Here is a 17,827-nt window from a genome sequence, read left to right on the forward strand (position 1 = left end):
AAAGGCTCTGATGTGCGTGATCCGTCAAGGGTGCGGGGTGCCGCCAAGCGCACGCAGCAGCGGCGGTTAACCGGCAGTAACCCAGGCTGCAATCAATACCCGTATCTCACTTCCACTTCCACTTCGCTGTTTTCTCTGTCCCCTCCGTGGTGAACAAGGGTTTAGTCCCCGGCGTTCGGGCTTGCGTTGGCGGTGGTGGGTTCGTGTTCCTGCTGGTGTTGCCACAGGCGGGCGTAGGCGCCGTTCCTGGCGAGGAGTTCGCGATGGGTGCCGCGTTCGACCACGCGGCCCTGGTCCAGCACCACGATCTGCTCGGCGTCCTTCACGGTGGACAGGCGGTGGGCAATGACCAGCGTGGTGCGCCGCGCCGAGACCTCGTTCAGGGCCTGCAGGATGGCCTTCTCCGAGCCCGAGTCCAGTGACGAGGTGGCCTCGTCGAATACCAGGATCGGCGGGTCCTTCAGCAGCATGCGGGCGATGGCGATGCGCTGTTTCTCGCCGCCGGAGACCTTGAGCCCGCGTTCGCCGACCACCGTGTCCAGACCGTCGGGCAGGCGTTCGATGAAATCGTCCAGGTGCGCCAGGTGTACCGCGCGCAAGATCGCCTCTTCGGACGCTTCCGGGTCGCCGTAGGCGATGTTGTAGCGAATGCTGGAGTTGAACAGCACGGTGTCCTGCGGGACCACGCCGATCGCGCGGCGCAGGCTCTGCTGGGTCACCTCGCGGATGTCCTGTCCGTCGATGGTGATGCGCCCGTCGGTCACGTCAAAGAAGCGGAACAGCAAACGCGCGAGCGTGGACTTGCCGGCCCCGCTGGGCCCGACCACCGCGAGCTTGTGCCCGGCGGGGATCTCGAGCGAGACGTCCGCGAGGATCGGGCGCTCCGGCTGGTAGTGGAAGGCGACCTGTTCGAAGCGCACCTGCCCGCTGGTGACCTCGAGATCCGGTGCGTCCGGCCGGTCCTCGACCTGCACGGGCTTTTCCAGCAGCCCGAACAGGCGCTCGATGTTCGCCAGCGACTGGCGGATCTCGCGATAGACGAAGCCGAGGAAGTTCAACGGCATGAACAGCTGGATCATGTAGGCGTTGACCATCACCAGGTCGCCCAGCGACATCTGCCCCGAGGCCACGCGGCTGGCGGCCAGCAGCATCATCACGGTGATCGCGCCGGCGATGATCAGGGCCTGACCGGAGTTCAACAGCACCAGCGACAGCACGTTCTTGGTACGCGCCTGTTCCCAGGTGGCCAGGCCCTCGTCGTAGCGCCGGGCCTCGAAGCCCTCGTTGCCGAAATACTTCACCGTCTCGTAGTTCAGCAGGCTGTCAATCGCGCGGGTGTTGGATTCGTTGTCGCGCTGATTCGCCTCGCGCACGAAGCGGGTGCGCCACTCGGTAATCCACACCGACCAGGCGATGTAGGCCGCCACCGCGATGATCACCGTCAGGGTGAATACCGGGCCCACCGCGACCAGCAGGATGACCGCGACCATGGCGATCTCGATGATCGTCGGCAGGATGTTGAAGACCATGAAGCGCAGCAGGAAGCTGATGCCGCTGGTGCCGCGTTCGATGTCACGGGCCAGCCCGCCGGTCTCGCGCGCCAGATGAAAGCTCAGCTCCAGCCGATGCAGATGTTCGAACACGCGCAGGGCCGCCCGCCGCATTGCGCGCTCGGCCACCCGCACGAAGACCGCGTCGCGCAGTTCCCCGAACAGGGTGCCGCCAAAGCGCAACAGGCCGTAGGCCACCACCAGTGCCACCGGTACTGTCACCAGCGCGTCGGTGCCGGAATCCTCGAAGTGATCGACGATGTATTTCAGTGCCAGCGGGACCAGCACGGTCGCGAGCTTGGCCAGGCCCATCAGCCCGAGGGCGAGGAACAGCCGCCCGCGGAACTCCGCGAGATAGGGGAACAGGGAGCGAACGATGCGCCAGTTGATCGCCTCGTCGGGCGCATCGTGCACGCTGGAATGACCGCGCATGGGGGAGTCCGGGGCTGGGTAGGTCGCTTACTTTAGAGAGGCGCGGCGGAATTCGCACATGGGCGCGCGTTCAGTAGCGGCTCATCCCTGCGTCCGCGGAAGGTCAGCGGTGGATGCGGTAGCCCTCGCCCCGGTCCTGTTCCAGGTCGACCCGCAGACGCCGGATCGAGTTCACGTGCCCTGTACCTGGTTGCGCCCGGCATTCTTGGCGGCGTACAGGGCGCGGTCGGCGCGATCGACCAGGGCCTCCGCGCTCTCGCCTGGGGTCAGCTGGGCCACGCCGAAGCTGGCGGTCAGCGTGTGTCCGGTGTCGAAGTCGGTGGCCTCAAGGGTGCGGCGCAGATCCTCGGCCAGTTGGCTCGTGGCCACGACATCGCCCTGCGGGCACAGGATGAGGAATTCCTCGCCACCCCAGCGGGCGGCCCGGTCGGTTTCGCGGATGCGGGCGGCGATCAGGCGACCGACCTCGGTGAGTACGGCATCGCCGCGACCGTGCCCCAGGGTGTCGTTGATCGGCTTGAAGTGGTCCAGATCCATCATGATCGCGCCAAGCAGGCCCCCGTGACGTTCGGCCCGCCGGATTTCGTCGGCCAGCATCTCGCTCGCCTTCATGCGGTTGTGCAGGCCCGTCAGCGGGTCGGTGGTGGCGAGACGTTCCAGGCGTCTCTGGGCCGCCTCCAGGGAGTGTGTTCGCTCCTGGACCAGGCGTTCGAGCACATGCGCGCGCTCCTCCAGCTCCTTGACCGGGTACGGCTCGTCGGCATCGTGGACGCTGGCGGGGAAGGAACCGTGCAGGTGTTCCAGGTGCCAGCCGTCGCCGGTCCGGTGCAGCAAGAGGCTGGCCCGCAGCCCGTTCAGTCGCACCCGTTGTCCGCGGGTGTCGAGCAGCATGTCGAATACCAGCATCACCAGGGCGACCTCATCCGTGACGAGGCGGACGTCTTCGCGGTGTATCTCGTAGTCGAAGGGTTCCGGGACCTGTTCGATGTCGCGTCCGACGACGCGCTCCACGTCCTCGGGTGTGAAGGCCGCTTCGTCGCCTCCGGTTCCGAAGCCACTGACCTGTGGTGCGTGCCACCCGAGTACGCGTGCGAGGTCGCGCTCACGCAGCCAGGCGTCGAGGTAACCGTGAACGACCTGGCGGATGGCGGCCTTGCCGTTGGAGGGCATCGAGATCAGTCGATGCCGACGGCGCGCTGCTCCTGGCGGATCCACGCGATGATGTGGGCGGTGTCCTCGCCGGACACGCCGGCCACCGGAGGCATCTCGCCAAATTCCCAGTGGTGCTGGTGCCCGCCCAGGGCCACGGCACGATGGAAGGTGATATCCGGGTGGTGCGAGGGTTCGTAGATCCGGTGGATCAGCGGCGGCCCCTGGTCGGTGCCGCGCGCCTCCTCCCCGTGGCACTGCATGCAGTTGGACCGGAACAGCGAGCGGCCGGCCTCGGGGTCGGCGGCGAAATCCTCCGGCGGCAGGCTGTAGTCGAGCTGCGCCGTGGAGCCCGAGGCCGCGTTCGACTCGCTGGCGGGTGCCTGCGCGGCCGCGTCGCCGGTGTCCGAATCCGGGGCCTCGGAGCAGGCGGCGAGCGTCAATAGCGCGAGACAGACAACGGGCAGGAGGCGGACGGGGGTCGGCATTGGAACTCCGGAGAAGAGGGGCTGGGTTGGCAGTCTAGCGTGGCGGGTGTTATCGCGGAAAGGCGCAAAAAACCGAATCAGCGCCTTCTTGAAAGTGTCGGTTGCGGGCGGCGCAGGGTGATTCCGACGCCTGTCGCTTGCAGCGGTGCCGGGCATTCGGCAGTCTTGCCCGCCTGTCATCTTGTTTGGAGTGTATCCATTGGAACCCTCGGGTCTTGCAGCTGGAGAAGCGCAGGGAAGCGCTCCGGCGGCGGCGCTACTGGAGATCCTGCGCGAGACCTTCGGCTATACGGAATTTCGCGGCCAGCAGCAGGCGATCGTTGAGCACGTGACCGGTGGTGGCGACGCGGTGGTGCTGATGCCCACCGGCGGCGGCAAGTCGCTCTGCTACCAGATCCCGGCGCTGGCTCGATCCGGCTGCGGCATCGTGATCTCGCCGCTGATCGCGCTGATGCAGGACCAGGTCGCCGCCCTGCGCCAGAACGGCGTGGCCGCGGCCAGCCTGGACTCCGGCCAGAAGGCGGACGAGGCGCGTTCCGTGCTGGCGGCCCTGCACGCCGGCGAACTGGATCTCCTGTACATGTCGCCAGAGCGGCTGTTTGCCTCGGGCATGCTGGAACGCCTGGAAGGCATCGACCTCGCCCTGTTCGCGATCGACGAGGCGCACTGCGTCTCGCAGTGGGGGCATGACTTCCGCCCCGAATACAGTCAACTGGCGGTGCTGGCCGAGCGTTTTCCGCAGGTGCCGCGCCTGGCCCTGACTGCGACCGCCGACGGCCCGACCCGCCAGGAGATCCGCGAACGGCTGTGCCTCGAACAGGCGCGCGCCTTCGTCAGTTCCTTCGACCGCCCCAATATCCGCTACCGCATCGCCCAGGCGGACGGCGGCCGCGGCGGCTCGGCACGCGATCGGCTGCTGCGCTTCATCCGCGAGGAACACGCCGGAGAGGCGGGGATCGTCTACTGCCTGTCGCGCAAGAAGGTGGACGCCGTGGCCGAATGGCTGGCGGAGCAGGGTGTCACCGCCCTGCCGTATCACGCCGGCCTGCCGGCCGCGACCCGCGCGGCGAACCAGACCCGCTTCCTGCGCGAGGAGGGGGTGGTGATGGTCGCCACCATCGCCTTCGGCATGGGCATCGACAAGCCGAATGTGCGCTTTGTCGCCCACCTGAACCTGCCGAAGAGTCTGGAGGGCTACTATCAGGAGACTGGCCGCGCCGGCCGCGATGGCCTGCCGGCCAATGCCTGGATGGTCTTTGGGTTGCAGGATGTCGTGACCCTGCGCCAGATGCTGGAGGGGTCGCAGGCCGGGGCCGAGCGTCAGCGCGTCGAACAGCAAAAGCTGGAGGCCATGCTGGGCTTCTGCGAGATCACCAGCTGCCGCCGCCAGGCCCTGCTGGGATATTTCGACGAGCACATGCCGGAACCCTGCGGGGCCTGCGACAACTGTCTGGAGCCGCCGGCGACCTGGGATGCCAGCGTGCCGGTGCAAAAGCTCCTGTCCTGCATCTATCGAACCGGCGAGCGCTTCGGCGCCGGGCATGTGATCGACGTGCTGCGCGGCTCGGCCAGTGAGCGCCTGACCCGTCTGGGGCACGATCGTCTGAGCACCTTCGGCATTGGCAAGGAACTCGACAAGGCGCAGTGGCGCGGCGTGGTCCGGCAGTTGCTGGCGCGTGGGCTGCTGCGCCTGGATGACGAGGGCTACGGCGGACTGAAGCTGGATCCGGCCTGTCGCCCGGTTCTGCGCGGAGAGGAGGGGATTCACCTGCGCGAGGAGGCGGCCCGTCCGGAGAAGGGGGCACGTACCGCCAGCCCGGCACGGCGTGATACGGCCCGTACAGTCGCGGCGATGGACACCGAGGATCGCTCCCTCTGGGAGGCGCTGAGGGGCCTGCGTACCGAGCTGGCGCGGGATCAGGGGGTGCCGCCCTACGTGATCTTCAGCGATGCCACATTGCTGGAGATGGTGGCGGCCGCGCCGCGCACCCATGACGAGATGGCCGGGATCTCCGGGGTCGGGCAGCACAAGCTGGAACGCTACGGCGATGCCTTTATCAAGGCCATCGAGGGGCATTTCGGGCTATAGTGGTGCGAAAAACCACACCAAATGATGCGTTCGGGGAGACCGCGTGACCGATACCCGCTTCCTTGAGGATTTCTACCGCCTTCGCGACGGTCAGCTGGTCGTAACCCCGGAGCAGGGCAGCGACTTCGCCAAGACCCTCGCGGGCGACTTCAATCCGATCCACGATGCCGACAACCGGCGCTTCTGCGTCCCGGGGGATCTACTGTTTGCCCTGGTGCTGGACACCTACGGCGCGAGCGCGGACATGCTTTTCCGTTTCACCGGCATGGTGGGAGGCAATGTGCCCCTGGTCTTTCCGGAAAACCCGGGCGCGGCCTTTGCCATTACCGACGAGAGTGGCAAGAGCGTAATCGAGGTCGAGCGTTCGGGGGCGGTGATCGACGAGCCTAGTGCGATCGGATCCCTGATCCGCAGCTATGTCGGCTTTTCCGGGCAGAACTTCCCGCACGTGCTGGTGCCGCTGATGGAGGAGCACGGCGTGATGGTGAACCCCAAGCGGCCGCTGGTGATGTACGAGCGCATGGGTTTTCATCTGCCCGAGCCGCTGGCAGCCAGCGCAGGGGTGCCGGAGCCCCGTCTGAAGGATGCAGTGATGACGGTCAATGGCAAGCGCGGAGAGATTCGTCTGGACTACGAACTGGTCATCGACCAGTCGGTGGTTGCCGACGGCAGCAAGCACCTGGTGCTGAGCGGGCTGCGCGCGTTCGATGCCGCCGATGTCGAGCGGCTCGTCGCCGACTACGAAAGCTGGAAGGCCGCCTATTTCAATCAGCCGGCCGGGACCCGCGCCCACGCTTGAACTTCAGGAGTCACCACGAAGCACACGAAGGCCCGAAGAAAGGCCAGGTCAATCCGCCCTTGACCTGGCCTTTCTTCGGTCGCTTGCTTGGTGGTGAAAACTCAGTAGGTCGTAGGATGGGATGAGCGCAGCGAATCCCATCAAGGAACTAGCAGCTCTTTGTGGGCTTCGTGGTGAAGGCTCAGTAGAACTGGCCAAGCGTCGAGCGGACCCGGACTTCGGTCTCGGGCGTGAGGTGTTCCGCGAGTTTTAGCGGGTGATCGGGCAGTAGCAGCACGACCGACGAGCCCAGGTTGAAGCGACCCATCTCCGCGCCGCGCTCCAGGGTGACGGCACGGTCCGGATACTCGCTGACGCTGATCTCGCGGCCATGGGGCGGGGTGACCTCGCCGGCCCACACGGTCTCGATGGAACCGACGTTCTGCGCACCGATCAAGGCCATGGCCATCGGTCCTACCGGGGTGTCGAAGCAGGTCACCACACGTTCGTTGCGGGCGTACAGCCGCGGCACATGACGCACGATGCGCGGGGCGACCGAGAACAGCCGTCCGGGCACATGGATCATGTGGGTCAGGGTGCCGGTCAGCGGCATGTGCAGTCGGTGGTAGTGACGCGGCGACAGGTACAGGGTCACGAAGTGCCCGTGGCGGAAGGCCTCCGCGAGCTCGTCCTCCCCGCCCAGCAGTTCCCGGACCGTGTAGTGATGCCCCTTGGCCTGGAAGATCTGTCCGCCCTCGATGCGCCCGGCGGCGCTGACCCGGGAATCGGCCGGGCTGACCAGGGTATTCGCGTCCCCCTCCAGTGGCCGTGCGTCCTCGCGCAGGGCGCGGGTGAACAGCGCGTTGAAGCTGGGGTAGGTGGTCAGGTCCGGTTCCGCGGCCTCGTCCATGTTCAGGCCGAAGCGGCGCACGAAGGCGCGCAGCAGCGGTTGCAGCTGCGGCGACTCGATGCGCGCCAGACGATGCACCACGCGCGACAGGGCGTGCTGTGGCAGCAGGTGCGATAGGCGCGCCAGCCAGGGGTCGATCTTGCTCATGCGGGATCTCGTTCGGGCGTACACAGTGACATCGAGGCGGTATGATGACCGCCCCCGCACGCAACGGAAAGACCGGGCATGGATTCAACCACCGGATTGCGCACCTTGCGCGACTTCATTCGCTTCGGCGCCAGCCAGTTTCGCGGCGCCGGGCTGACCTTCGGCCATGGCACCGACAACGCCTTTGACGAGGCGGCCTGGCTGGTGCTGCACACCCTGCACCTGCCGCTGGATCTACCCGAGTCGTGGTGGGATTCGCGCCTGAGCGAGGCCGAGCGCACGCGAGTCGTGGCGGTGTTGCGCGAGCGCATCGCCACCCGCAAGCCGGCGGCGTACCTGACCCGCGAGGCCTGGTTTGCCGGGTTGCCGTTCTATGTCGACGAGCGCGTGCTGGTGCCGCGCTCGCCCCTGGCGGAGTTGATCGCCGCGGGCTTCGAGCCGTGGCTGGATCCCGATGGGGTGACTCGGGCCCTGGATCTTTGCACCGGGGGTGGCTGCATCGGTATCGCGATGGCGCTGGCCCTGCCGCAGGCGCAGGTGGACCTGGCGGATGTCTCGCCGGATGCGCTGGCGGTGGCTCGGATCAACATCGAGCGCCACCAGATGGGCGAACAAGTCCGCGCATTGCAGTCCGACGTGTTCGATGGGCTGCAAGCCGGTGACCGCTATGACCTGATCGTGTCCAATCCGCCGTACGTGGATGCCGAGGATATGGCGGCCTTGCCGGAGGAGTACCGCCACGAGCCGGCATTGGGACTGGCTGCCGGGGGCGACGGGCTGGATATCGTGCGCCGCATCCTGGACGGGGCCCGCGAGCACCTGACCGGGGACGGCGCGCTGATCGTGGAGGTCGGCAACAGCCAGGCCGCGGTGGAGGCGGCCTTCCCGGACCTGCCAATGATCTGGCTGGAGTTCGAGGCCGGCGGGCATGGCGTGTTCCTGGTCTACGCCCGCGACTTGCCCGCCGGAGCCTGACCCACGCGGACCCGCGCCCGGACCCCGGTCCGAAAACCCGGCAGAAGGCCCTGTAAACGGCGCCGGTGGCGATGCATACTGCGAGGCTATGGAATCACGTCTGGTGGATATGCAGAGTCGGTCCGAGGAAGAGCGGGCGGAGGTCAGCCTGCGCCCGAAACGGCTCGCGGACTACACCGGTCAGCCGCGCGTGGTCGAGCAGCTGGGGCTGTTCATCGAGGCCGCCCGCGGGCGTGACGAGGCCCTGGACCATACGCTGGTCGCCGGCCCGCCCGGGCTGGGCAAGACGACCCTCGCGCATATCATTGCCAACGAACTGGGGGTGGGCCTGCGTCAGACCTCCGGCCCGGTGCTGGAGCGCGCCGGCGACCTGGCGGCGATCCTCACCGCGCTGGAGCCGCGCGATGTCCTGTTCGTTGACGAAATCCACCGCCTGCCGACGGTGGTGGAAGAGATCCTGTATCCCGCTCTGGAGGATGGCCAGCTGGATATCGTGATCGGCGAGGGTCCGGCCGCGCGTTCGATCAAGGTGGACCTGCCGCCGTTCACGCTGGTGGGGGCCACCACCCGCGCCGGGCTGCTCTCGGCCCCGTTACGTGACCGGTTCGGTATCGTCCAGCGCCTCGATCATTACACTGTCCCCGATCTCGCGCATATCGTGAATCGCGCCGCCGGCTTGCTGGGCGTGGGGGTCGAGGCCGAGGGCGCGACCGAGATCGCGCGTCGCGGGCGCGGCACGCCGCGTCTGGCCAATCGTCTGTTGCGGCGGGTGCGCGATTTCGCCCAGGTGCGAGCCGACGGCGTGGTGACGCTCGATGTGGCTGCGCAGGCGCTGGACCTGCTGGCGATCGATGCCTCGGGGCTGGATGCCCAGGACCGCCGTCTGCTGGAGGTGCTGGTGGAGAAGTTTGATGGTGGCCCGGTCGGGGTCGAGAGTCTGGCCACCGCGATGAACGAGGACCGCGGCACGCTGGAGGATGTGGTCGAGCCGTTCCTGATCCAGCAGGGCTATCTGCAGCGCACCCCGCGCGGGCGCCAGGCGACCCGCCGCACGCTGGCCATGTTTGGTCTGGCGCGCACGGAGGAGGGTGACCTGCTGACGCCGATGGCCGAGGGCGCGCGCCAGCCATGACGACGGATTTCGAATGGCCGGTGCGGGTGTATTACGAGGACACCGATGCCGGTGGCGTGGTCTACCACGCGAATTATCTGAAATTCATGGAGCGCGCGCGGACCGAATGGCTGCGTGCGCTGGGCTTCGAGCAGGACCGGCTGCGCGCCGAGTACGGAATTGTGTTCGCCGTGCGGCGTCTGTCTGTGGAGATGCAGCGTCCCGCCCATTTCAACGAGGCCCTGACGGTGACCTGCCGGGTGCAGCGTCTGCGCCGCGCCAGCATCGAATTCGCGCAGGCGGTGCAGCGTGACGCGACGGTGCTGGTGACCGGCGAGGTCGGCATTGCCTGTGTGGACGTGGCCCGGCAGGCGCCGGTGGCAATCCCCGATGAAGTGACGCACGCGCTGCGTGCGGCGGATGGAACAAAGGCATAACGGGAGATGGACAAGTGACAGTCGACTTTTCAATGTACCAGCTGATCATGGACGCGAGTCTGATCGTACAGCTGGTCATGGTGATCCTGGTGGTCGCCTCGGTGCTCTCCTGGCTGGTGATTATCATCAAGGCGCGTTCCCTCAACGCGGCCCACCGCGCCAGCGATGAATTCGAGGAGCGCTTCTGGTCCGGCGCCGATCTGTCGCATCTGTACGAGGGGGTGCGGCGCAAGTCGGAGATGTCCGGCATGGAGCATGTCTTCTCCTCGGGCTTCAAGGAATTCCTGCGGGCCCGCCAGCACGGCATGGCGCCCGGCGAGCCCGCGCACCGCGCGATGCGCGTGGCCATCGCGCGCGAGACCGACGAGATGGAGCGCTACCTGCAGTTCCTCGCCACGGTCGGTTCGACCAGCCCGTACATCGGCCTGTTCGGGACGGTGTGGGGCATCATGCATGCCTTCCTGGGGCTGTCCGGGGTGCAGCAGGCCACGCTGGCGATGGTGGCCCCCGGGATTGCCGAGGCCCTGATCGCGACCGCGCTTGGTCTGTTCGCCGCCATCCCGGCGGTGATCGCCTACAATCGCTTCGCCGGGGATGTTGACCGCGTGGCCTCGCGCCTGGAGAACTTCGGCGACGAGTTCGTGGCCCTGCTGAATCGCCAGGGGGCGGGCAAGCCTGCCGAGGGTGCCGCCGGGGCGCCGGCCTAAGCCATGGCCGAGTCGCGTCGCAACAGTCGCCGCCTGCGGCGGCCCATGTCGCAGATCAACGTCGTGCCGTTCATCGACGTGATGCTCGTTCTGCTGATCATCTTCATGATCACCGCGCCCATGCTGCAGCAGGGCGTGGAGGTCGACCTCCCGGAGGCCGATGCCGAGGCCATGGAAGAGGACCCGCAGGCGGCCGAGCCGCTGGTGGTCACGGTGGATGCTGGCGGCGCCATGAGCCTGAATCAGGGGCCCTATGTGAACGAGCCGCTGGCGCCGCAGGAGATGACCGAGATCGTGCGCGAGTTCCTCGCCGAGAATCCGGGTACCCAGACCTTCGTGCGCGGTGACCGCAATGTCGATTACGGCCGCGTGATCGATGCCATGGTTGCCCTGCAGCGTGCCGGAGGCGGCCGCGTCGGGCTGATCACCGAGCCGCCGCGCGACAACCAGGACTGAGCCGCCCCGCCGTGTTCGAGCTCCTGCGTCGTCATCCCTTGAGCCTGGTCCTCGTCCTGCTTCTGCATGGCGTGTTGTTTGCGGCGTTGTTGCTGAATGTCAGCCTCGTCTCGCCGACCTCCACCCGTGCCGCTGTCGAGATCGCGGTGCAGGAGGATATCGAGGTGATCGACGCGGTCGCGGTGGATGCCGAGACCTTCGATCGCATCGAACACCAGCGCGAAGTCGCCGAGCAGGAGCAGGTCGCCGAACAGCTGCGCGCCGAAGAGGAACGCCGCCGCGCCGAGGAACAGGCCCGGCGCGAGGAAGAGCGCCGCCAGGCCGAGGAGCAACGCCGCCGCGAGGAACAGGAGCGCGCGCGCCAGCAGGCCCTGGAGGATGCCGAACAGGCCCGCCGCGAGGCCGAGGAGGAGCGTCGCCAGGCGCGCGAGGAGGCCGAGGCCGAACGCGAGCGTATCCGCCAGGAGCGCGAGGCTGCGGAACAGGCCCGGCGTGAGGCCGAGGAGGCGCGCGAGCGTGAGGCGGCGGAACGGCGGGAGCGCGAGGAAGCGGAGCGTCAGGCGCAGGAAGAGGCGGAGCGCCGCGAGCGCGAGGCGGCCGAACGCCGCGAACGGGAAGAGGCCGAGCGCCGCGCCGAGCAGGAGCGCGAACTGGAAGAGCAGCGCCGCCGCGAGGCGATGGAGCGCGACCAGGAGCGCATGGCCGAGGCGCAGGCCCGGCGCGAGGCCGCGGAACGCCAGGCACAGGCGGATCGCGAGCTGAACGAATGGCGCGCGCAGGTGCAGTCGGTGGTGCAGCGACGCTGGCGCCAGCCATCGGGGCTGGATGCCTCGGATCGTGCCATCGTTCTCGTGCGCGTCAACGAGACCGGGCGTATCATCAATTTCGACATCGAGAGCTGCTCCGGCGGGCCCGCCTTCTGCGACTCGGTCCGTCAGACCATGGATCGCCTGTCGTCGCTGCCGCGCCCGCCGGATGCGGATGCCGTGCGCGGTGGGGTGCTCATCCGCTTCGAGCCCGACTGACCGGGCCGGCGCAAGCCGGTCCACGAGGAAACACATGCAACGAATGATTCATACGATGCTGCTGGGGTTGGCGCTGCTTTGGTCGGCGCAGGCCCAGGCGGTACTGGAAGTGACGGTAACCGAGGGGGTGACGGGTGCGATCCCGGTGGCCGTGGCTCCGTTCACCTGGGACGGCGACGGGCGTCCGGGCGAGGATGTGGACCAGATCCTGGCCGCGAACCTGACCCGGAGCGGGCTGTTTGACGTCGAACGCGACGGTTTGCCCCAAGCACCCTCGGGCCCAGCCGACTTCCTTGCCCAGCCCTGGGCCGAGGCGGGTCTGGAGTACCTGGTGGTCGGCTCCATGCGCCCCGACGGCGACAACGTGATGGTCGAGTTCCACGTGTTCGACGTGCTGGCCGAGGAACGCCTGGGTGGCTGGCGTATCCCGGTGCCGGCGGACATGCTGCGCCGCGGCGCGCATCGCGTGTCGGATATCGTCTACGAGCAGATCACCGGAGACCCGGGTGCCTTCAGTGCGCGTATCGCGTTTGTCAGCGTCGAGCGCCGCAACGACTCGCGCGAGTTTCGCCTGGAGGTCGCGGACTCCGACGGCGCTAATCCGCGTACCCTGTTCCGGTCGCGGGATCCGATCATGTCGCCGGACTGGTCGCCGGACGGTCGTGAGCTGGTCTACGTCTCCTTCGAGAATCGCCGCTCCGAGGTGTTCCGTCAGAATGTGGAGACCGGCGAGCGCAACCGGATCGCGAGTTTTACCGGCATTAACAGCGCCCCGGCCTGGTCCCCGGACGGCCGCCAGCTGGCGCTGAGCCTTTCGCGCGACGGCTCGCCGAATATCTACGTGATGGATCTGGCCTCAGGCGATCTGCGTCAACTGACGCGCTCCAGCGCGATCGAGACCGAGCCGGTCTGGTCGCCCGACGGCGACACCATCTACTTCACCTCGGATCGTGCGGGCGCGCCGCAAATCTATGCCCAGCCGGCCAGCGGTGGCAATGCGCGCCGTCTTACCTTCGAGAGCGGCTACGCGGCGGCGGCCACGATTTCCCCGGATGGTCGCTCATTGGTGTACGTCCATGGGGGCGATGGCGGATTTCAGCTGGCGCGTCTCGATCTGGATGATCGCCGTGTGACGCGCCTCACGGACGGGCGCGATGCAGAGTCGCCAAGCTTTGCACCCAATGGCAGCATGATCCTGTATGCCATGACGGATGGGGGGCGAGGCGTGCTCGGCTCGGTCAGTCGCGACGGCCAGGTGCACCAGCGGTTGGCCGCCCGCGAAGGCGAGGTGCGCGAACCTGCCTGGTCGCCCCTGAACTGATGTCCCCAGACCTATTTACTATCCCTTTTTCGAGGAAACGAAAGCCATGAATAACCTGTTTCGCCTGGCCCTTGCGGCTGTCGTCATTGCGGCCCTGTCGGCCTGTGCCACACCCACGCGCGATGCCGAGGATGCCGAACGTGCCGCCGAGCGCGAGGCGGCCGCCGAACAGGCGCGTGCCGAACGCGAGGCCGCCGAGGCCCGCGGCCTGGGTCGAGATCGCGATTTCGACGCGGCGGCCCTGGACGACCCGGAAAGCCCGCTGGCCGAACGCCTGGTGTATTTCGAGTTCGACCGCGACGAGGTCAAGTCCGAATACATGCCGATGCTGGAGGCGCATGCCGCCTATCTCTCGCAGAATTCGGGTGCGCGCCTGCGTCTGGAAGGGCATACCGACGAGCGCGGCACGCGCGAGTACAACCTGGCTCTGGGCGAACGCCGGGCGCAGTCGGTGCGCCGGGTGCTGAATCTGAACGGCGCCTCGGATGACCAGCTCGAGGTCATCAGTTATGGTGAAGAGATGCCGGTGGCCTTCCAGCAGAACGAGGAGGCCTGGGCCAAGAATCGCCGGGTCGAGCTGGTCTACGAATCCCGGCGCTAAGCGACGGGAAGCCAGATGCAATCAAAGCTCGACAAGTCTTGCGGAAATGCCCCCTCGGGGGCATTTCTGTTTCGGTGCCCGGGACGTCCGGGCCTTCTTTCTGGTGTCATTCTGGCCGTAACCTTTGCCCTGGCCCCGCTGGCCCTGGTGCCGGGCACGGCCGGGGCCCAGGACGATACGGTGTTCGCCACCCAGTCGCAGATCCGCCAGCTCGAACGCCGCCTCGAGCGGGTCGAGCGGGTGCTGGATTCCAGTGCGATGAACGAACTGCTGCAGGTCTCGGAATCGCTGAGTCGGGACCTGCGCGAACTGCGTGGCGAGGTGGAAACCCTGCGCCACGAGATGAACCGTCTCAGCACCCGCCAGCGCGATCAGTTCCGTCATCTGGATGAGCGGGTGGGCGCGTTCGAGAGCGGGGCGTTAGCCACGGATGCCGCTCCGCGGGAGGAAGTGGTCGAACTGGACCTGCCGGAAGCGGACGAGCAGGCCGCCTATCAGGCGGCGTTTGACGACCTGATGGCCGGGGATTACACCACGGCCATGCGCAAGCTCGAGCAGTTCATCGAGGACTACCCCGAGGGCAACTTCACCGCCAATGCCTGGTACTGGCTGGCCGAGGCGAAATACGCCAGCGGCGAGTTCGAAGCAGCGCTGGAGGATTTCGAACGTCTGCGAGAGGATTTCCCCGAAAGCGACAAGGGTGGGGATGCCCTGCTGAAGATCGGCTACGCCCACTACGAACTGCAGAACTTCGACGCGGCGCGCGAGGCCCTGGAGGCGGTTCGGGCCGACTACGGCGGGACCACCCTGGATCGCCTGGCCCGTGAGCGCCTGCGGCGGATCGAAGACAGCCAATGACCACGGACACGCTGCGCGATGCCCGGGGCGCCGGGGTGATCGACCCGGCCGCGGTGCGGCTGAGGATCACCGAGATGTTCGTCTCCCTGCAGGGGGAGGCGGCGCAGGTGGGCTGGCCCACCGCCTTCGTGCGCCTGACCGGTTGCCCGCTGCGCTGTCGCTGGTGTGACAGCGAATACGCCTTCGAGGGGGGCGAGGCCCTGATGCTGGCGACGATCCTTGACTGGGTCGGGCGCGCCGGGGTCCAGCATGTCTGCGTGACGGGTGGCGAGCCGCTCGCGCAGCCGGGCTGCCTGCCGCTGCTGGAGGGCCTGTGCGATGCCGGTTTCAGCGTGTCGCTGGAGACCAGCGGGGCGATGGAGATCGTGGGTGTCGATCCGCGGGTGGCCATCGTGATGGACTGGAAGGCGCCGGCCTCGCAGGAGTCCGCTCGTAATCGCCCTGAAAATACCCCCCGGCTGAAGGCCGGCGACCAGCTGAAGTTCGTGCTGGCCGGGCGCGAGGACTTTGACTGGGCGCGAGCCGAGCTGGAGCGTCTGGGGCTGGCCCCGGAGGTCGAGGTCCTGTTCTCGCCGGTGTATGGCGAACTGGAACCGAGGGCCCTGGCCGACTGGATCATCGCGGAACGCCTCCCGGTTCGCTTTCAGATGCAACTGCACAAGCTCCTCTGGGGCGATCAGCCGGGCCGTTGAGATGAGTGAGCGCGCGGAGAAGGCCGTGGTGCTGCTCTCGGGCGGGCTCGACTCGGCGACTTGCCTGGCCATGGCCCGCGCCGAGGGGCTGGACTGTCACGCCCTGTCGATCGACTACGGTCAGCGCCATCACACGGAGCTGGACGCTGCGCGGCGCGTAGCCGCCGCCCAGGGCGTGACCGATCACCGCGTAGTGGCGGTGGATCTGAGCGCGATTGGTGGGTCCGCACTGACGGACGCCGCGATCGCCGTTCCCACGGCACCGACCGAGGGTATCCCCGTGACCTACGTGCCGGCACGCAACACGGTGTTTCTGGCGCTCGCCCTGGGGTTTGCCGAGACCCTGGACGCGCGCCTGCTGTATGTGGGGGCCAATGCGGTGGACTACTCCGGCTACCCGGATTGTCGTCCGACCTTCATCGAGGCCTTCCGCGACCTCGCCCGGGTGGCGACCCGCAGCGGGGTGGAGGGCACGCCCTGGGAGGTGCGGGCGCCGCTGATGCACTGGTCCAAGGCCGAGATCATCCAGGCCGGGGTCCGCCTCGGGGTCGACTACAGCCAGACGGTCAGCTGCTACCAGGCCGATGCCGCCGGCCGCGCATGCGGGCGCTGCGACAGCTGCCGCATCCGCCGCGAGGGCTTCGCGGCCGCCGGTGTGCCCGACCCGACCCGCTATGTCCCCGACTGATCCGTGGCCCCGGAATGCCGCGGGGAGGAATGAAAGCGGGCTCGATCTCGTCTAGCGTCCGATGTATGCTGCGCACCCCATGGGTGCAGGCGTGCCCTGAAATCTTTCATTGAGAGGATACGCGATGGAATTCTCCAGCTTTTCAACCGCCGCATTGGCGTTCCTCGGCGGGACGTTCATTCTCGCCTTCATCATGGGTGCGGTCGCGAACAAGACCAACTTCTGCACCATGGGTGCGGTCTCCGACTGGGTAAACATGGGGGATACTGGGCGCATGCGCTCCTGGTTGCTGGCCATTGCCGTGGCCATGCTGGGTGTGGCGGTGCTCGAATTCTTCGGTGTGTTGAGTGCCGAGGGCTCGTTCCCTCCCTACCGTGGGTCCAACTTCAACTGGCTGGGCCATGTGCTGGGCGGTTTCCTGTTCGGGATCGGCATGACCTATGCGTCGGGCTGCGGTAACAAGACGCTGGTGCGTGTCGGTGGCGGTAACCTCAAGTCCGTGATGGTCATGATCATCATCGGCGTGATTGCCTTCTGGCTGACCAGCCGCGAGACGGTTTTTGGCACGGGCCAGACCCTGTTCCAGCTGCTGTTCGGCTGGATGGACAGCGTCGCCGTCCAGATGGAAAACGGCCAGGATCTGGGTTCCATCATCGCCGGCGAGAACGCGCTGACTGCGCGCCTGGTGCTGGGTCTGGTGATCGGCGTGCTGCTGCTGGCCCTGATCTTCAAGGCCGCGGACTTCCGTCGCAGCTTTGACAATATCCTGGGCGGTCTGGTGATCGGCCTGGTCGTGATCGGTGCCTGGTGGTTGACTAGCAACATCCAGGTCGACGACGGCATGGGTGGCGTGTACAGCACCCAGGAATACATCCAGGAATGGGATTTCGTGTCCGATGCGGATGATGGCGAGCGTCCGGCGCTGTCCGCGCCCTGGGCCAATCAATCGTTTACCTTCATTAACCCGATGGGGCAGAGCGTGGGCTATGTGTCCAGCGGCTTCGACCGCACCCTGCTGTACTTCGGCGTGTTGGCTCTGGCGGGCGTTATCTTGGGTTCGTTCTTCTGGGCCCTGGTGTCGCGCAGCTTCCGTTTCGAGTGGTTCTCGTCCTTCCGCGACTTCGCCAATCACTTCGTTGGTGGCATCCTGATGGGCGTTGGCGGCATCCTGGCGCTTGGCTGCACCATTGGTCAGGCGGTGACGGGGGTCTCCGCGCTGGCACTGGGTGGCTTCTTCACCTTCGCCTTCATCGTGTTCGGCTCTGCGCTGACCATGAAGATCCAGTACTACAAGATGGTCTACGAAGACGAGGCCAGCTTCGGCAAGGCGCTGATCACCTCGCTGGTGGACATGAAGCTGCTGCCGGGCGGCATGCGCAAGCTGGAAGCCATCTGATGGCATAGCGACGGGGG

Annotated in this window: 18 protein-coding genes; 14 read left to right on the forward strand and 4 right to left on the reverse strand. The window is 67.1% G+C overall.

The features are described 5' to 3' along the window. Positions 1-161 precede the first annotated feature (161 nt). From G333_RS0111925 to G333_RS0111935, 3 genes are all read right to left on the reverse strand, one after another. Positions 162-1,982, reverse strand: a complete 1,821-nt coding sequence (locus tag G333_RS0111925; protein ID WP_019628550.1) for an ABC transporter ATP-binding protein/permease — start codon at positions 1,980-1,982, stop codon at positions 162-164. 171 nt (positions 1,983-2,153) lie between these two features. Next, positions 2,154-3,152 carry a diguanylate cyclase gene (locus G333_RS0111930; RefSeq protein ID WP_019628551.1) on the reverse strand — a complete coding sequence of 333 codons (999 nt, stop codon included), beginning with the start codon at positions 3,150-3,152 and terminating at the stop codon, positions 2,154-2,156. Positions 3,153-3,157: 5 nt separating this feature from the next. Continuing rightward, on the reverse strand, positions 3,158-3,619 hold the full coding sequence (locus tag G333_RS0111935; protein WP_019628552.1) for a c-type cytochrome: 462 nt from the start codon (positions 3,617-3,619) through the stop codon (positions 3,158-3,160). Positions 3,620-3,818: 199 nt separating this feature from the next. Between G333_RS0111935 and recQ the strand changes: the two genes are divergently transcribed. Both recQ and G333_RS0111945 read left to right on the forward strand, forming a co-directional pair. Then, entirely contained in the window at positions 3,819-5,708 is a 1,890-nt protein-coding gene (recQ, locus tag G333_RS0111940; protein WP_019563440.1) for a DNA helicase RecQ, read from the forward strand. Between the two features lie 43 nt (positions 5,709-5,751). Further along, a complete protein-coding gene (locus tag G333_RS0111945) occupies positions 5,752-6,507 on the forward strand; it encodes a DUF3581 family protein (protein WP_019563439.1) in 756 nt (251 codons plus the stop codon). 181 nt (positions 6,508-6,688) lie between these two features. Here the strand turns inward: G333_RS0111945 and asd are convergent, their stop codons facing one another. After that, a complete protein-coding gene (asd, locus tag G333_RS0111950; protein ID WP_018938874.1) occupies positions 6,689-7,543 on the reverse strand; it encodes an archaetidylserine decarboxylase in 855 nt (284 codons plus the stop codon). Positions 7,544-7,621: 78 nt separating this feature from the next. Between asd and prmB the strand changes: the two genes are divergently transcribed. The 12 genes from prmB to G333_RS0112010 all read left to right on the forward strand — a co-directional run bounded on the left by prmB (position 7,622) and on the right by G333_RS0112010 (position 17,810). Beyond that, positions 7,622-8,518, forward strand: a complete 897-nt coding sequence (gene prmB, locus G333_RS0111955; RefSeq protein ID WP_018951118.1) for a 50S ribosomal protein L3 N(5)-glutamine methyltransferase — start codon at positions 7,622-7,624, stop codon at positions 8,516-8,518. Between the two features lie 88 nt (positions 8,519-8,606). Next, the gene (gene ruvB / locus G333_RS0111960) at positions 8,607-9,650 is read left to right on the forward strand and encodes a Holliday junction branch migration DNA helicase RuvB (protein WP_038038349.1); all 1,044 of its coding nucleotides are present in this window, start codon (positions 8,607-8,609) and stop codon (positions 9,648-9,650) included. Then, the gene (ybgC, locus tag G333_RS0111965; protein WP_019628553.1) at positions 9,647-10,066 is read left to right on the forward strand and encodes a tol-pal system-associated acyl-CoA thioesterase; all 420 of its coding nucleotides are present in this window, start codon (positions 9,647-9,649) and stop codon (positions 10,064-10,066) included. The genes ruvB and ybgC overlap by 4 nt, the downstream gene beginning before the upstream one ends. A gap of 32 nt (positions 10,067-10,098) precedes the next feature. After that, the gene (gene tolQ / locus G333_RS0111970; protein ID WP_018168448.1) at positions 10,099-10,773 is read left to right on the forward strand and encodes a protein TolQ; all 675 of its coding nucleotides are present in this window, start codon (positions 10,099-10,101) and stop codon (positions 10,771-10,773) included. 3 nt (positions 10,774-10,776) lie between these two features. Next, positions 10,777-11,229, forward strand: coding sequence for a protein TolR (tolR, locus tag G333_RS0111975; RefSeq protein WP_018143960.1), 453 nt, complete (start codon positions 10,777-10,779; stop codon positions 11,227-11,229). Between the two features lie 11 nt (positions 11,230-11,240). Then, entirely contained in the window at positions 11,241-12,254 is a 1,014-nt protein-coding gene (gene tolA, locus G333_RS0111980; protein WP_019628554.1) for a cell envelope integrity protein TolA, read from the forward strand. Between the two features lie 34 nt (positions 12,255-12,288). Continuing rightward, complete coding sequence (gene tolB, locus G333_RS0111985) at positions 12,289-13,575, forward strand: Tol-Pal system beta propeller repeat protein TolB (RefSeq protein WP_019628555.1); 1,287 nt, start codon at positions 12,289-12,291, stop codon at positions 13,573-13,575. A 46-nt stretch (positions 13,576-13,621) separates the two neighbouring features. Then, on the forward strand, positions 13,622-14,176 hold the full coding sequence (gene pal / locus G333_RS0111990) for a peptidoglycan-associated lipoprotein Pal (protein WP_018168451.1): 555 nt from the start codon (positions 13,622-13,624) through the stop codon (positions 14,174-14,176). A gap of 15 nt (positions 14,177-14,191) precedes the next feature. Further along, on the forward strand, positions 14,192-15,034 hold the full coding sequence (ybgF, locus tag G333_RS0111995) for a tol-pal system protein YbgF (protein ID WP_018951115.1): 843 nt from the start codon (positions 14,192-14,194) through the stop codon (positions 15,032-15,034). Continuing rightward, on the forward strand, positions 15,031-15,726 hold the full coding sequence (queE, locus tag G333_RS0112000; protein WP_019628556.1) for a 7-carboxy-7-deazaguanine synthase QueE: 696 nt from the start codon (positions 15,031-15,033) through the stop codon (positions 15,724-15,726). The genes ybgF and queE overlap by 4 nt, the downstream gene beginning before the upstream one ends. A 1-nt stretch (position 15,727) precedes the next feature. Then, positions 15,728-16,414, forward strand: a complete 687-nt coding sequence (gene queC / locus G333_RS0112005; protein ID WP_019628557.1) for a 7-cyano-7-deazaguanine synthase QueC — start codon at positions 15,728-15,730, stop codon at positions 16,412-16,414. A gap of 124 nt (positions 16,415-16,538) precedes the next feature. Further along, positions 16,539-17,810, forward strand: coding sequence for a YeeE/YedE family protein (locus G333_RS0112010; protein ID WP_018951112.1), 1,272 nt, complete (start codon positions 16,539-16,541; stop codon positions 17,808-17,810). Positions 17,811-17,827: the final 17 nt, after the last annotated feature.

The sequence above is a fragment of the Thioalkalivibrio sp. AKL10 genome (assembly GCF_000381845.1).
GTDB lineage: Bacteria > Pseudomonadota > Gammaproteobacteria > Ectothiorhodospirales > Ectothiorhodospiraceae > Thioalkalivibrio > Thioalkalivibrio versutus.

What these genes read in the sequence shown, in the direction of transcription:
- ybgC (WP_019628553.1), top strand. Translation starts at nt 9,647, where the DNA reads ATGACGACGGATTTCGAATGGCCGGTGCGGGTGTATTACGAGGACACC.
- ybgF (WP_018951115.1), top strand. Translation starts at nt 14,192, where the DNA reads ATGCAATCAAAGCTCGACAAGTCTTGCGGAAATGCCCCCTCGGGGGCA.
- G333_RS0111930 (WP_019628551.1), bottom strand. Translation starts at nt 3,152, where the DNA reads ATGCCCTCCAACGGCAAGGCCGCCATCCGCCAGGTCGTTCACGGTTAC.
- G333_RS0112010 (WP_018951112.1), top strand. Translation starts at nt 16,539, where the DNA reads ATGGAATTCTCCAGCTTTTCAACCGCCGCATTGGCGTTCCTCGGCGGG.
- G333_RS0111925 (WP_019628550.1), bottom strand. Translation starts at nt 1,982, where the DNA reads ATGCGCGGTCATTCCAGCGTGCACGATGCGCCCGACGAGGCGATCAAC.
- queC (WP_019628557.1), top strand. Translation starts at nt 15,728, where the DNA reads ATGAGTGAGCGCGCGGAGAAGGCCGTGGTGCTGCTCTCGGGCGGGCTC.
- tolR (WP_018143960.1), top strand. Translation starts at nt 10,777, where the DNA reads ATGGCCGAGTCGCGTCGCAACAGTCGCCGCCTGCGGCGGCCCATGTCG.
- ruvB (WP_038038349.1), top strand. Translation starts at nt 8,607, where the DNA reads ATGGAATCACGTCTGGTGGATATGCAGAGTCGGTCCGAGGAAGAGCGG.
- tolQ (WP_018168448.1), top strand. Translation starts at nt 10,099, where the DNA reads ATGTACCAGCTGATCATGGACGCGAGTCTGATCGTACAGCTGGTCATG.
- tolB (WP_019628555.1), top strand. Translation starts at nt 12,289, where the DNA reads ATGCAACGAATGATTCATACGATGCTGCTGGGGTTGGCGCTGCTTTGG.
- G333_RS0111935 (WP_019628552.1), bottom strand. Translation starts at nt 3,619, where the DNA reads ATGCCGACCCCCGTCCGCCTCCTGCCCGTTGTCTGTCTCGCGCTATTG.
- queE (WP_019628556.1), top strand. Translation starts at nt 15,031, where the DNA reads ATGACCACGGACACGCTGCGCGATGCCCGGGGCGCCGGGGTGATCGAC.
- asd (WP_018938874.1), bottom strand. Translation starts at nt 7,543, where the DNA reads ATGAGCAAGATCGACCCCTGGCTGGCGCGCCTATCGCACCTGCTGCCA.
- prmB (WP_018951118.1), top strand. Translation starts at nt 7,622, where the DNA reads ATGGATTCAACCACCGGATTGCGCACCTTGCGCGACTTCATTCGCTTC.
- pal (WP_018168451.1), top strand. Translation starts at nt 13,622, where the DNA reads ATGAATAACCTGTTTCGCCTGGCCCTTGCGGCTGTCGTCATTGCGGCC.